Here is a 14471-nt window from a genome sequence, read left to right on the forward strand (position 1 = left end):
CCCCTGCGACTGCTTTGGCAGTCTCTTTACCGTTGCCCATCGTTCCGTCTTGATCTTGAGCTGTCCAGCGAGAACCTGCTGCTGGAACCCAACCGATGCGTGCCCAGCACCAAATCCCTACATTTCTGTGCAGTCCGTGCCGCCGGAGGACCAGCCTCCGGCATCGGGGAGAATGGGCCCATGAGCGCCCAGATTCTCGATGGCAAGGCCACCGCCGCCGCGATCAAGTCCGAACTCGCGGAGCGCATCTCCGCCCTCAAGGCGCGGGGCGTCACGCCCGGCCTCGGCACCGTGCTGGTCGGCGACGACCCCGGCAGCAAGTCCTACGTCGCCGGCAAGCACCGCGACTGCGCCCAGGTCGGCATCGCCTCGATCCAGCGCGAGCTGCCCGCGGACGCCACGCAGGAGCAGGTCGAGCAGGTGGTGCGCGAGCTCAACGAGGACCCGGCCTGCTCGGGCTACATCGTCCAGCTGCCGCTGCCCAAGCACCTCGACGAGAAGCGGGTCCTGGAGCTGATCGACCCCGCGAAGGACGCCGACGGCCTGCACCCGACCAACCTCGGCCGGCTGGTGCTGAACATCGACGCCCCACTGCCGTGCACCCCCAACGGCATCCTGGTGCTGCTGCGCCGCCACGGGATCGAGGTCAACGGGGCCAATGTGGTCGTCGTCGGCCGCGGCATCACCGTCGGCCGCTCGATCGGCCTGCTGCTGACCCGCCGCAGCGAGAACGCCACCGTGACGCTCACCCACACCGGCACCCGCGACCTCTCGCAGCACCTGCGCGAGGCCGACATCATCGTCGCCGCCGCGGGCGTGCCGCACCTGATCAAGCCCGGTGACGTCCGTCCCGGCGCGACCGTGCTCGACGTCGGCGTCAGCCGGACCGAGGCCGGCCTGGTCGGCGACGTGGACCCGGGCGTGGCCGAGGTGGCCGGCTGGATCTCGCCGAACCCGGGCGGTGTCGGGCCGATGACCCGGGCCATGCTGCTCGTCAACGTGGTGGAGGCGGCCGAGAGGCAGGCCGGTGGCGCGCGCTAGCCGGCGTCCGCCGGTCGAGACGACGGGGACCTTCCGGCCCGAGGGCGGCCACGCCGCCGCCGGGCCGGGCAAGCCGCTGACGGTCCGTCAGTGGCCGATAACGGTGGTCCTGACGGTCGTCGGCGTCGGTCTGCTGGCCACCGTCTTCGGCGCCTGGCGCGCCGGGCTGGTCACCGTCGGCTGCGGGCTGCTGCTCGGCGGGCTGCTGCGGGCGCTGCTGCCCGAGGTCGGCATGCTCGCGGTGCGCAGCCGCTTCACCGACGTCCTGGTGCTCGGCTTCCTGGGCGGGATCATCGTGCTGCTTACCCTGTCCGCCCTGCCGGACCCGGTGCTGCGGCTGCCCTTCCACCTGCACGGCGGCCACTGATCGCGCCGGTGCGGGAAACGTGACGAAGGACTCCCCGTACGCGCGGAAGGCCCGGGCTCCCCGGGCCTTCCGGCTGGGATAACCTGGGGCCGGTCTCCTGAAGTAGAGAGATCGATCAGGGTCCGGCACTGCGGGCGCGCCCTGCACGTGCTCTGCTCGCCGAAGCCTGACCACCCCAGGTATTCGCAGGAGAGACGTCACTCATGACCCGCACTCCCGTCAACGTCACCGTCACCGGCGCCGCCGGCCAGATCGGCTACGCGCTGCTGTTCCGCATCGCCTCCGGGCAACTCCTGGGCGCGGACGTGCCGGTGAAGCTGCGCCTGCTGGAGATCCCGCAGGGTGTCAAGGCCGCCGAGGGCACCGCGATGGAGCTGGACGACTGCGCCTTCCCGCTGCTCCAGGGCATCGACATCTTCGACGACGCCAACCAGGCCTTCTCCGGCGCCAACGTCGCCCTGCTGGTCGGCGCCCGTCCGCGCACCGCGGGCATGGAGCGCGGCGACCTGCTGGCGGCCAACGGCGGCATCTTCGGCCCCCAGGGCAAGGCGATCAACGACAACGCCGCGGACGACATCAAGGTCCTGGTCGTCGGCAACCCGGCCAACACCAACGCCCTGATCGCCCAGCAGCACGCCCCCGACGTCCCGGCGGACCGCTTCACCGCGATGACGCGCTTGGACCACAACCGCGCGATCGCCCAGCTGGCGAAGAAGACCGGCGCCGCCGTCTCCGACATCAGCAAGGTCACCATCTGGGGCAACCACTCCGCCACGCAGTACCCGGACATCTTCCACGCGGAGATCGCCGGCAAGAACGCGGCCGAGGCCGTGGCCGACGAGCAGTGGCTCGCGGACGACTTCATCCCGACCGTGGCCAAGCGCGGCGCGGCGATCATCGACGCCCGCGGCGCGTCTTCCGCCGCGTCCGCGGCGAACGCGGCGATCGACCACGTGTACACCTGGGTCAACGGCACCGCCGAGGGCGACTGGACCTCCGCGGGCGTCGTCTCCGACGGCTCCTACGGGGTGCCGGAGGGCCTGATCTCCTCCTTCCCGGTCACCGCGAAGAACGGCAGGTTCGAGATCGTCCAGGGCCTCGACATCAACGCCTTCTCCCGCCCCCGCATCGACGCCTCGGTGGCGGAGCTGGTCGCGGAGCGCGACGAGGTCAAGAAGCTCGGCCTCATCTAGTTCCACCCCCAGGGGCGCGGGGAACCGCGCGACCAGCCCTCCACGAAGGGGACTGGTTCGCCGTTCCCCGCGCCCCTGGTGTGTGCCGGGTTGATATCCTGCACACCAGCCGCGACTGGCGAACGGGGAAGGGACCTCGAGGGAGCGGCGGGAGCAGGACTCTCCGGTCGGCCGTACGCCTGGGCAGCCGGGTCCACGTAACGCGCGTACGAGACCCGGAGGTTGACGAGATGTCATCCCTGTCCCAGACCGATCCCGAGATCGCCGCCCTCGTCGGGGCGGAAGAGCAGCTGCAGGCGGACACGCTCCGGCTGATCCCCAGCGAGAACTACGTCTCGCAGGCCGTCATCGAGGCGACGGGCACCGTCCTCCAGAACAAGTACTCCGAGGGCTACCCCGGCAAGCGCTACTACGAGGGCCAGCAGAACATCGACCCGGTCGAGACCCTCGCGGTCGAGCGTGCGAAGGCGCTGTTCCACGTCGACCACGCCAACGTCCAGCCGTACTCCGGCTCGCCCGCGAACCTCGCCGTCTACCTCGCCTTCCTGCGGCCCGGGGACACCGTGATGGGCATGGCGCTGCCGATGGGCGGCCACCTCACCCACGGCTGGGGCGTCTCCGCCACCGGCAGCTGGTTCCGGGGCGTGCAGTACGGCGTGCGCCAGGACACCGGGCGGGTGGACCTAGACGAGGTGCGGGACCTGGCTCTGAAGGAGCGGCCGAAGCTGCTCTTCTGCGGCGGCACCGCCGTCCCGCGCACGATCGACTTCGCGGGCTTCGCCGAGATCGCCCGCGAGGTGGGCGCCGTCCTCGTGGCGGACGTCGCCCACATCGCCGGCCTGATCGCCGGTGGCGCGCACCCCTCGCCCGTGCCCTACGCGGACGTCGTCTCCACCACCACCCACAAGACCCTGCGCGGTCCCCGCGGGGCCATGCTCATGTGCACGGAGGAGCACGCCAAGGCCATCGACCGGGCCGTCTTCCCCGGGTTGCAGGGCGGGCCGCACAACCACACCACCGCCGCCATCGCGGTCGCCCTCAAGGAGGCGGCCACCGAGGACTTCCGCGCGTACGCGCACCAGATCGTCGCCAACGCCAAGGCGCTCGGCCAGGCCCTGGCCGCCCGGGGCTTCGAGCTGGTCTCCGGGGGCACCGACAACCACCTGCTGCTGATCGACCTCACCGGCAAGGAGATCGCCGGGAAGCCCGCGGCCAAGGCGCTGGACCGGGCCGGGATCGTGGTCAACTACAACACCGTGCCCTACGACCCCCGCAAGCCCTTCGACCCGTCGGGCATCCGGATCGGCACCCCCGCACTGACCTCGCGCGGGCTGACCGAGGGTCACATGCCCATCGTGGCGGACTGGATCGACCAGGTCGTGGACGCCGCCCGGAAGGGCGACGAGGAGGTCGTGGCCCGGGTCCGGGCCGAGGTCAAGGACCTCATGGACGCGTTCCCGGCTCCGGGGCTTTCTAGACTGTCCGCGTGAGCGAGACGCTGCAGGACGCGGGGCTGGTCCTCTTCTTCATCATTCTGGGCGGCCTCTTCAACGTGGCGGAGATCTCCCTGATCTCCCTGCGCGAGGGGCAGATCCGGGCCCTGGCCGAGCGCGGCAGCAAGCGCGCGGTCAGGGCCGCCCATCTGGCCGGGGACCCGAACCGTTTCCTCGCGGCGGTGCAGGTCGGTGTGACCTGCATGGGCTTCCTGTCCGCGGCCTTCGGCGCGGACACACTGGCCAAGAAGCTCTCGCCGGCCTTCGTCGACCTGGGCCTGTCCAGCGGCGTCGCGGACACCCTGGCGCTGGTGCTGCTGACCCTGGTCATCTCCTACGTCTCGCTGGTGCTGGGCGAGTTGACGCCCAAGCGGATCGGACTGCAGCGGGCCGACTCGCTCGCCCTGGTGGCCGCCCCGCTGGTGGACGCGATCTCGGTGGTGCTGCGTCCGGTGATCTGGCTGCTGTCCCGGTCCACCAACCTGATGGTCCGACTGCTGGGCGGAGACCCCGCCGCCGGACGCCACGCCATGTCCTCCGAGGAGCTGCGCGGGCTCGTCGCCGCGAACACCGAACTGACCACGGACGAACGGCAGTTGATCGGCGACGTGTTCGCGGCCGGGGAGCGGCAGCTGCGCGAGGTGATGGTGCCGCGCACCGAGGTCACCTTCCTGGACGCCGCGCAGGCCCTCGACGAGGTCCGCGCCGAGGTGCGGCAGTACCCGCACTCGCGCTATCCCGTGGTGGACGGGTCTTACGACCTGGTGCTGGGCTTCGTGCACGTCCGCGACCTGTACGCCTCGGAGGCCGCGGGCACGGTGCGGGACCTGGCCCGCCCGGTGAAGCTGCTGCCGGCGACGAAGGCGGTGCTGCCGTCCATGTCGGAGATGCGCAAGGAGGGCCACCACCTCGCCATCGTCGTGGACGAGTACGGGGGGACGGCGGGCATCGTGACGCTGGAGGACCTCGTGGAGGAGGTCATCGGCGAGATCCGGGACGAGTACGACAGCCAGGAGGAGTCCACCACCCGGCGCCTCGCCGGCGGCTCGGTGGAGGTGGACGGCCTGCTGAACCTGCCCGACTTCGCGGAGGAGACGGGCGTGGAGCTGCCCGAGGGCCCGTACGAGACGGTGGCCGGCTTCGTCGTCGCCGCGCTCGGCCGGCTCCCCGGCCAGGGCGACTCGGTGACGACGGACGGCTACACGCTGACGGTCACCCGGCTCGACGGCCGGCGGGCGGACCGGATCCGGGTGGCGGCGACGTCCCCGCGGGGTCGCGGCGAGGAGCCGCGCCAGGAGCCGCCCCGGGCGTAACCCGCTTGCGGCGTACCGCGGTTGGGGACGTCGGCGCTCGACCGGCCGACCGCCGCGACCACTTCGGCGGCCAGGGGCCACCTGGCCCGGGCGGCGAGGGGCGTCCGTGTGATGACTGTCACGTCGGGGACTCGCGGACCGCTCGCGTCCTGCGGCGACGCCGTTCCCGCCGCGCTCGCTGTGGACCTTGCTCCGACGCACCGGCGTCCTCCTGAGAGAATGGCGGCATGGTCACTGCCCGCCCCCGCGTCCTGTCCGGCATCCAGCCCACGTCCGGCTCCTTCCACCTGGGCAACTACCTCGGCGCCGTGCGCCAGTGGGTCAGCCTGCAGGACACGCACGACGCCTTCTACATGGTCGTCGACCTGCACGCGATCACCGTGCCGCAGGATCCGGCCGTGCTCCGGGAGAACACCCGGGTCTCCGTCGCCCAGCTGCTCGGCGTCGGCCTGGACCCGGACCGCTGCACCCTGTTCGTCCAGTCGCACGTGCCCGAGCACGCCCAGCTGGCCTGGCTGATGAACTGCCTGACCGGCTTCGGCGAGGCCGCGCGGATGACGCAGTTCAAGGACAAGTCCGCCAAGCAGGGCTCGGACGCCACCACCGTGGGCCTGTTCACCTACCCGATCCTCCAGGTGGCGGACATCCTGCTGTACCAGGCGGAGCAGGTGCCGGTCGGCGAGGACCAGCGGCAGCACGTCGAGCTGACCCGGGACCTGGCCGAGCGCTTCAACCACCGCTTCGGCGAGACCTTCACCGTGCCGCAGCCGTACATCCTCAAGGAGACGGCGAAGATCTTCGACCTGCAGGACCCGACGGTGAAGATGTCCAAGTCGGCCTCCTCGCCCAAGGGCCTGGTGAGCCTGCTGGACGAGGCCAAGGTCAGCGCGAAGAAGATCAAGAGCGCGGTCACCGACACCGACACCGTGATCGCCTACGACGAGAAGGAGAAGCCGGGCGTCTCCAACCTGCTGGCCATCTACTCGGCGATCAGCGGCCGCAGCGTGGCGGAGCTCGTGGAGCACTTCGAGGGCAAGATGTACGGCGCCCTCAAGACCGAGCTGGCCGAGGTCTTCGTCGAGTGGGTCACCCCGATCCAGCAGCGGGTCAACCTCTACCTGGACGACCCGGCGGAGCTGGACCGGGTGCTGGCGAAGGGCGCCGAGAAGGCCCGCGCGGTCGCCGCACCCGTCCTCGCCACCGCCTACGACCGCATCGGCTTCCTGCCGCCGGTGGCTGGCTGAGCGTGGGCGGCCCCATACCCGCGGTCGGGGACCCCGAGGACCGGATGGTCATCGGGGTCTCCGTCGCGGTGCCCGAGCCCTTCGCCGCCCAGGTGCAGGACGCGCGGGCGGGCTACGGCGACCCGCTGGCCCGGTCCATCCCCACCCATGTCACGCTGTTGCCGCCCACCGAACTGTCGGCAGCCGAACTGCCCAAGGTGGAGCGGCACTTGACGGAGGCGGCGGAGGCGCACCGGCCCTTCCGGGTGCTCCTGCGGGGCACGGACAGCTTCCGCCCGGTCTCGGCCGTGGTCTTCCTGCGGATCGAGGAGGGCGTCCACCAGATCAAGGCGCTCGAGGCCGACGTCCGGTCCGGTCCGCTGGCCCGCGAGCTGGCCTTCCCGTACCACCCGCACGTGACCGTGGCCCACAATCTCGAGCCCGCGGTGCTCGATCGCGCGCAGCACGAACTGCGCCGGTACCGGGCCGAGTTCACGGTTCCCGGGTTCAGCCTCTACCGGTTCGGCGCCGACGAGGTGTGGCGTCCGCTGCGGGCCTTCCCCTTCCCGGTATGAGCCCAGGAACTGCGTCAGGGCCTCGACGGACGGAACGGTAAGGTTGGCTGCTGTGCCTCAGTTCAGTGTGATCGTCCCCGCCTATCGTGTGCAGGCCTACCTCGGTGAGTGCCTGGACTCGGTACTGGAGCAGTCCTGCGCGGACTTCGAGCTGATCGGCGTGGACGACGCCTCACCCGACGGCTGCGGTGAGATCTTCGACCAGTACGCGGCGCGGGACCCGCGCGTCCGCGTGCTGCACCTGCCGGAGAACGTCGGGCTCGGACGCGCGCGCAACGCGGGCATGGAGATCGCCACCGGCGAGTACCTGCTCTTCCTGGACAGCGACGACACGCTGACCCCCGGCTCGCTCGAGGCGATCGCCGAGCGGCTGCGGCAGACCGGCGACCCGGAAGTCCTGATCTACGACTACGCCCGCACCTACTGGGACGGGCGCGTGGTCCGCAGCCGGGACGCCGAACTGTTCCGGCCCGCGCCGGACCGGCCCGACGTGTTCACCATCGCCGAGCGCGAGGACCTGCTGCGGCTGCTGATGGTGGTCTGGAACAAGGTCTACCGGCGGTCCTTCGTGGACAAGCACGAATTCCGCTTCCCGCCGGGGTACTACGAGGACACCCCGTGGACCTACCCGACGCTGCTCGCGGCGGAGACCGTCACCACGCTGGACCGGGTCGTGGTCCACTACCGCCAGCGCCGTCAGGGCGGCAACATCCTGGCCACCCGCAGCCGGAAGCACTTCGACATCTTCGACCAGTACGACCGGGTCTTCCAGTTCGTCGACGCCCATCCGCAGCTGGACGCCTGGCGGCCGCTGCTGCACCGGCGCATGGTCGAGCACTTCCGCACCATCGGTACCCACCCGGACCGCGTGCCGGCGGACATGCGCCGGGAGTTCTTCGAGCTCGCCGAGCAGGCCGAGCAGCGGCACCGCCCCGCGGGCGCCCCGGAGATCGACCCGCGCGGCAACTGGCGCTCCGGCAGCCTGGGCCAGGCGGCCCGCACGGCGAGGCGCTGGGTCCGCACCGCGAAGCCCGGCGTCCGCCGGGTCGTCGCCGGTCCGGTGCTGGAGAGCTACCAGAGGGTCCAGCGCCGGCTTCCGGTGGAGGAGGACCTCGCGGTCTTCGCCTCCTACTGGAGCCGCCCGCCGGCGTGCAACCCCGCCGCCATCCACGCGAAGCTGCGCGAGCTGGCCCCCGCGATCCGCAGCGCCTGGGTGGTCAAGTCCGACCGGCAGCGCGAGGCGCCGCAGGGCCTGCAGCTGGTGTCGCCCGGCTCGCGGGCGTACCGCGAGGTGATCTCGCGGGCGAAGTTCTTCGTCAACAACGTCAACTTCCCCGACGGCGCGCCCAAGCGCCCCGGCACGGTGCACCTGCAGACCCACCACGGAACGCCGGTGAAGAAGATGGGCCTCGACCTCCAGGACTACCCGGCGGCCGGCGCGACCATGGACTTCGAGAAGCTGCTGCAGCGCGTCGACCGCTGGGACTACAGCCTGAGCGCCAACCGGTACTCCACGCTGATCTGGGAGCGGGTCTACCCCTCGTCCTACCGGACGCTGGAGTTCGGCTACCCCCGCAACGACGTCTACTACAGCGCGGGCGCCGCCGAGGTGCTGGCGGCCCGGGAGTCGCTGGGTCTGGAGCCGGGCCAGATCGCCCTGCTGTACGCGCCGACACTGCGGGACTACCGCGCGTCCTACCGCCCCCACCTGGACCTGGAGCGCTTCGCGGCGAAGCTCGGCCCCGAGTACGTGGTGCTCAACCGGGCCCACTACCTCTACGACGCGCAGACTCCCGCCGACCGCGGCGGACGGCAGGGCAGCCAGGTGCTGGACGTGTCCGGCCACCCGTCCGTGGAGACACTGGCCCTGGCGGCGGACGCGCTGATCGCTGACTACTCGTCAGTGACCTTCGACTACGCCAACCTTGACCGGCCGATCGTGATATTCGCGGACGACTGGGAGATCTACCGGGAGACCCGCGGCGTCTACCTGGACCTCCTCTCCGGCCGCCCCGGCGAGACGCCGGGCGCGGTGGCCCGGACGGAGGACGAGCTGGTCGAGGTCTTCCGCAGCGGCGCCTGGGACGACTCCCGGGCGACCGAGCTGCGGGGCGCCTTCCGCGAGCGCTTCAACGAGTTCGACGACGGCCGCGCGGCGGAACGCGTCGTCCGCGCGGTGTTCCTGGGTGAGGACACCCCCGTGCCGGTGCTGCCGCTCCACGAACGCACCCCGGCCCCCCGCCCGGGGGCGTAGCCCCCGTCCCTTCCAGCCCCCGGGCGGCGCAGCCGTCCGGGGGCTGCACTTTGGCACGCTGAGCCCCGTCAGGGGCGCGGGGAACTGCGTCAGCAACCCACCACCACGGTGGTTCGTCCCGCACATGGGGTCGGACCTCCCCGAGTGGTGGGTTGCTCGCGCAGTTCCCCGCGCCCCTGACGGGGCGGGGGCTCAGCTGAGTTCGTACATGCGGTCGATGACGCGCTGCGCAGCCTTGCCGTCGTCGAGGTCGCAGAACGTCGCGCGGAAGGACGCGTACGCGTCCGCGTAGCGCTTGGCGACGCCGTCGGCGTCGCGGATCGCCGCCACCAGCTCCGCGGAGGTGCCCAGCAGCGGACCCGGGGCCTGCGCCTCGAAGTCGAAGTAGAAGCCGCGCAGGTTCCCCCGGTAGTGCTCCAGGTCGTACGTGTAGAAGAACATCGGCTTGCCGGTCGTCGCGAAGTCGAACATCAGCGACGAGTAGTCCGTCACCAGCACGTCCGCGATCAGGAACAGCTCCGCGATCTCCGGGTAGCTGGAGACGTCGAAGACGAAGCCGTCGCCCGCGCCGGGCACGGTGTCCACGATGTTGGCGTGCTTGCGCACCAGCAGCACGTGGTCGTCGCCCAGCTCCGCGGCCGCCTCGGGAACGTCGATGCGGAAGTCGAGCTTGTACCGGCCCTGGCCGTAGAACTGGTCGTCGCGCCAGGTCGGGGCGTAGAGGACGACCTTCTTCCCGGCGGGGATGCCGATCCGCTCGCGGATCCGGCGGGCCTGCTCCTCGCGGTCGTCCGCGTGCAGCAGGTCGTTGCGCGGGTAACCGGACTCCAGGATCTCGCCCTCGTAGCGGAAGGCCCGGCGCAGGATCGGGGTGGAGAAGGTGTTGGGGGAGACCAGGAAGCTCCAGTTCGGCGTCTCCTCGGCGACCTTGTCCAGGTACTCCAGGTCCGCGAACTGGACGCTGTCGATGTCGTGGCCGATCCGCTTGAGCGGTGTGCCGTGCCAGGTCTGCACGACGACCTGGCCCTCGCGCCGCCGGAACCAGTGCGGCTGGTGCGAGTTGACGACCAGGAACCTGCTGGTGGCCAGGGCCTCGTACCATGCCTTGCTGTTCACCGGCACGGCGGTGGCGCCCTCCGGCACCTCGCACTGCAGGTCGCGGACCACCCACAGGTGCTCCAGGTCCCGTCCCTGGCGGCGCAGTTCGGCGAAGACCGCGCGCGGCGAGTCGGAGACCTGGCGGCCGGAGAAGGTGTCGTAGAGCACCGCCTCGCGCAGCGGCTGCTCGGTGCGGGCCGCGGGGTAGAAGCTGTCGCGCAGCCGGCGCTGGTGGTAGGCGCCCAGCTCGGTGGCGTCGAGCTCCTGCAGCGACTCGATGGCCAGCCGGTCGAAGTAGCGCCGGTCCAGCAGCATCCGTCGGCCGCGGACCTCGGCGGTCGCGGGCAGCGACGGGTGCAGCGCGGTGGCCACCCGGACGGGGGCGTAGCGGTTGTCGTCCAGTTCGCCCTTGGGGCGGACGAAGGCGAACCAGTTGCCCCACCGCAGCGGGACGTTCCCGGCGAGCGAGTGCGGGACCGGGGCGAAGCGGGCGCTGAACCGCTCGCCGTCGCGCTCCAGCGGGTAGATGTGCTCCTCGGCGTGGCGGCTGTGGCGCAGCACCAGTTCGAGGTCGCCCTCGGGGACCGGGTAGGCGCCGCTCAGTTCCAGCTCGCCCGCGTCGGTCCAGGCGGCCGCGGTGGCCATGGGCTGTGCCGGGCCGTTGCGCAGGGTCAGCTGCTCGGTGGCGTTGCGGCCGACGACCAGGGCGTCCGGGTGCCGGTCGGCCTCGTCGACCGCCGACCGGGTGTACTGGGCTCCGGCCACGGACAGCTCCATGACCAGGGGCGTGGCCTTGCGGCCGGGCAGCAGCACCTCGGCCGTCCAGTGGTCGTGGCCCCAGTCGCCGCTCTCGTTGACGCTGCGCCGGGTGGCGCTGCCGGCCTCGTCCAGCTGCTCGGTGCGGACGAGCACGGTCAGCCGGTCCCCGGTCACCTGCGCCGGGAACTCGAGCACCTTCTTGCTCTGCCGGTGGGTCAGCCGCAGTGAGGCCTTCTCGGCGCCGGCGGCCTCCGCCGCCAGCCGGGCCGTCAACTCCACGTCCCGGCCGACCTGCTGATGGCCGGTCAGGCGGGCCACCACCTTCTCGACGCGCAGGTAGAGGTGGTCCTCGGCGAGGTACGGGGCCACCCGGACCGTGCCGTCGTCGAAGTAGCGCGGGGCCAGGTACGGGCTGGCTCCGGGCGGGCCCGCCTTGATCCGGGTCCGGGTCGGCCGGCCCTTGGCGAGCACGGCCATGGTCAGCCGGTAGCTGCCGAACTGCCACTGGCCGCGCTTCTTCAGCTTCTCGGGGTCGATGACGGCCTCGAAGCCGGACCAGTCGTACTGGTGCAGCGTCTGCCCGGAGGTGGCGGTGGCGTCGGGGCACCAGGTCGAGCGCACCGGGACGAGCACCGGGCGGCGGTTGCCGCCGCCCTGGAGCAGCAGCGTCCGCAGGCTGCTCCGCGGCTTGGCCGCCTCCAGGTTGCGGATGTAGGCGTGGCCGGTGAGGCGCAGGCCGCGGTCGGTCCACTCGGCCTCGTACATGCGGGCGCGGGCGGCCAGCTCGCTGCCGAGCCGGGTCACCTGGCGGGGCAGGTCGCCGACGACGGGGTAGTCGGCGTGCAGCCGGCCGAGGACGCCCTTGACCGGGATGGAGTTCGGGTTGTCCTTCTCGAACTTCTGCAGCGCCAGCACCTCGTCCATCCGGCCCTCGGTGACCAGGTGCAGCTTGATCCGGATCGGGGCGGGCAGCTTCGCCAGCACCGCCGGGTTGACCCGGCTGATGAAGTCGGTGACCGAGGTGGTGAACGTCCGCCGGAACTCCTCGCCGGCGCGCGGCAGCACGTTGAGGTAGAGCGGGATCTCGGTGGCCAGGGCGTTCTGGTCGAACCAGTCCTTCTTGCCGCGGTACTTCTCCTCGCCCGCCAGGAAGCGGCTCACGTCGTCGATGGCCTTGACCCGGTCGCGCAGGCCCACCGGGTTGGTGCGGTCCTGGGTGATCGACGGGGTGCCCGCCTCACGCTGGCGCCAGTGGTAGACCGGCTCGGCCAGCACGTCCACGGCCGTGGCCCGGAAGTGGGCGGGCAGGGTCAGCGGCGCATCCTCGAAGAGCACGCCCTCCGGCCAGGCCAGCCGGTGCTTGTCCCAGAAGCTGCGGCGGAAGACCTTGTTCCAGGCGGTGCGGTCGGCGATCAGTTCGGGGCTGCGGCTGATGTGGGTGCGCAGGTTCGTCTCGGCGAAGGCCTTGCGGTGCATGGCCGAGGGCGAGAGGCCCGCCGAGCGGAGCATCTGCACGTTGCCGGCGGCGAAGTCGGAGCCGGTGCTGTCCAGGGTGTCCAGCAGCCGCTGGTAGGCGTCCGGGGGGAGGGTGTCGTCGCTGTCGACGAAGGCGAGGTACTCGCTCCCGGGGTCGGTGGCCCGCACGCCGGTGTTGCGGGCGGCACCCAGGCCCTTGTTCTCCTGCTCGACCAGCCGGAACCGGGGGTCCCGCTCCGCGAACGCGCGGGCGAGGGCGGCGCTCCCGTCACTCGAGCCGTCGTCGACCATGACGACCTCGAAGTCCGAGAAGTCCTGGGCGGCCAGTGATGCCAGGCACTCCTCCAGGTAGATCTCCACGTTGTAGATGGGGACGACCACGGAGAGCCTGGGTGCCATGGGTGTCTCGCGCCTTCCTTCGGTTCAACGTCAACCGGAAGTATCCCATCCCTTCGGAGCGGGTCGGCCCTGTGTTCGGCGTGGCGTCACCGGCGGCCGGATCGCGTCCGGGCGGCTTTCCCCCGCGCGGCGGACGGAAGCCGCTACCGTCACCGCATGGACTGGCTGACCCGGCTCCCTGTCGTCGGACCGATCGCCGCGTGGGTGCTGCGGACTCGGGCGTACCAGGTGTACGAGCACTTCGGCGAGGTGGGCTCGAACCGGATGGCCGGCTCGGTGACCTTCTACGGCTTCCTCGCACTGTTCCCGCTGGCCGGCGTCGCCGCGGCGGCGCCCGCCGCCGCGCTCAGCCAGGCCCAGGTGGACGACCTGAAGCAGCGGATCACCGCCCAACTCCCGGCGATGGCCGAGCTCTTGGACCTGGATGCGCTGGTCCGCAACGCCGGGACGGTGGGCCTGGTCTCCGCCGTACTGCTGCTCGCCTCCGGACTCGGCTGGGTGGACACCCTGCGGGCCTGCGTGCGGGTCTCCTGGTCGCTGCCGCCCGAGCCGGGGAACCCGGTGCTGCGCAAGCTCGCCGACGTCGGCGTCCTGATCGGCCTGGGTCTGGTGGTGCTGGTCTCGCTGGCCGCCTCGGCGCTCGCGGGCGCGCTCACCGACCGGGTGGTGTCCTGGATCGGGCTTGACCACTCCACCGCCGGTCGCTGGCTGCTGGCCGTGGCCGGCTACGTCGTCGCGGTCGGCGCGGACATGCTGCTCTTCGGCTACCTCCTGGTCGGGCTGCCCAGGATCGCGATCGCGGAGCGCGACAAGCGGGCGGTGCTGGAGGGCGCGCTGCTCGGCGCCGTCGGCTTCGAGGTGCTCAAGCAGGTGCTCTCGCTCTACATCGCCCGTGTCGCGGGCCGCAGCCTCTACGGCGCGTTCGGCACGCCTGTCGCGGTGCTGCTGTGGATCAACTTCATGTTCCGCTGGCTCTTCTTCTGCGTCGCCTGGACCGCCACCGCCGACCCCGCCGCGGCCGAGGCGCGGGCCCGGGCGCGCGCCGCCGAGGCCTGGCATCGCTTCGAATCCCCGTCCACGCCCTACCCGGCACCACGTGTCGAGCCCGGACGGCCCCGCTGGCCGGCCCTGCTGGCGGCCTTCCTCGCGGGTGTGGCCCTGGGACGCCTCCGCGCCCGCCGCCGCGCCGTGGCCGCCAGGGGCCCGGAGCAGGCGGAACCGGACTCCGGGCAGTGACCGGCGGCCGCGCTGACGGTGCGTCAGCGGGACCCCGGGCAGGG

The 14471-nt window shown here is 71.7% G+C and carries 10 protein-coding genes and 1 riboswitch; of the genes, 9 read left to right on the forward strand and 1 reads right to left on the reverse strand.

The window, feature by feature from the left end; translation table 11 throughout:
• Positions 1-180 precede the first annotated feature (180 nt).
• The 8 genes from ACFP3V_RS06915 to ACFP3V_RS06950 all read left to right on the forward strand — a co-directional run bounded on the left by ACFP3V_RS06915 (position 181) and on the right by ACFP3V_RS06950 (position 9459).
• The gene (locus ACFP3V_RS06915) at positions 181-1041 is read left to right on the forward strand and encodes a bifunctional methylenetetrahydrofolate dehydrogenase/methenyltetrahydrofolate cyclohydrolase (RefSeq protein WP_380580864.1); all 861 of its coding nucleotides are present in this window, start codon (positions 181-183) and stop codon (positions 1039-1041) included.
• A complete protein-coding gene (locus ACFP3V_RS06920) occupies positions 1028-1408 on the forward strand; it encodes a DUF3017 domain-containing protein (protein ID WP_380580866.1) in 381 nt (126 codons plus the stop codon). The genes ACFP3V_RS06915 and ACFP3V_RS06920 overlap by 14 nt, the downstream gene beginning before the upstream one ends.
• A gap of 203 nt (positions 1409-1611) precedes the next feature.
• Complete coding sequence (locus ACFP3V_RS06925) at positions 1612-2601, forward strand: malate dehydrogenase (protein ID WP_380580868.1); 990 nt, start codon at positions 1612-1614, stop codon at positions 2599-2601.
• Positions 2602-2702: 101 nt separating this feature from the next.
• Positions 2703-2793, forward strand: a riboswitch (ZMP/ZTP riboswitch).
• A 38-nt stretch (positions 2794-2831) separates the two neighbouring features.
• Entirely contained in the window at positions 2832-4091 is a 1260-nt protein-coding gene (locus ACFP3V_RS06930; protein ID WP_380580870.1) for a serine hydroxymethyltransferase, read from the forward strand.
• A complete protein-coding gene (locus ACFP3V_RS06935) occupies positions 4088-5407 on the forward strand; it encodes a hemolysin family protein (RefSeq protein ID WP_380580872.1) in 1320 nt (439 codons plus the stop codon). The genes ACFP3V_RS06930 and ACFP3V_RS06935 overlap by 4 nt, the downstream gene beginning before the upstream one ends.
• 227 nt (positions 5408-5634) lie before the next feature.
• Positions 5635-6651 (forward strand): tryptophan--tRNA ligase, encoded by a 1017-nt coding sequence (trpS, locus tag ACFP3V_RS06940; protein WP_380580874.1) that lies wholly within the window; start codon positions 5635-5637, stop codon positions 6649-6651.
• A gap of 2 nt (positions 6652-6653) precedes the next feature.
• Positions 6654-7205 carry a 2'-5' RNA ligase family protein gene (locus tag ACFP3V_RS06945; protein WP_380580876.1) on the forward strand — a complete coding sequence of 184 codons (552 nt, stop codon included), beginning with the start codon at positions 6654-6656 and terminating at the stop codon, positions 7203-7205.
• A 52-nt stretch (positions 7206-7257) separates the two neighbouring features.
• Positions 7258-9459 carry a bifunctional glycosyltransferase/CDP-glycerol:glycerophosphate glycerophosphotransferase gene (locus tag ACFP3V_RS06950; RefSeq protein ID WP_380580878.1) on the forward strand — a complete coding sequence of 734 codons (2202 nt, stop codon included), beginning with the start codon at positions 7258-7260 and terminating at the stop codon, positions 9457-9459.
• A gap of 192 nt (positions 9460-9651) precedes the next feature.
• On the opposite strand, the gene ACFP3V_RS06955 is transcribed toward ACFP3V_RS06950, so the two are convergent.
• Positions 9652-13191 carry a bifunctional glycosyltransferase/CDP-glycerol:glycerophosphate glycerophosphotransferase gene (locus tag ACFP3V_RS06955; protein WP_380580880.1) on the reverse strand — a complete coding sequence of 1180 codons (3540 nt, stop codon included), beginning with the start codon at positions 13189-13191 and terminating at the stop codon, positions 9652-9654.
• Positions 13192-13347: 156 nt separating this feature from the next.
• Here ACFP3V_RS06955 and ACFP3V_RS06960 point away from each other — a divergent pair, with 156 nt between their 5' ends.
• Complete coding sequence (locus ACFP3V_RS06960; protein WP_380580882.1) at positions 13348-14427, forward strand: YihY/virulence factor BrkB family protein; 1080 nt, start codon at positions 13348-13350, stop codon at positions 14425-14427.
• Positions 14428-14471 lie beyond the last annotated feature (44 nt).

This window comes from Streptacidiphilus monticola, assembly GCF_042658505.1.
Lineage (GTDB): Bacteria > Actinomycetota > Actinomycetes > Streptomycetales > Streptomycetaceae > Streptacidiphilus > Streptacidiphilus monticola.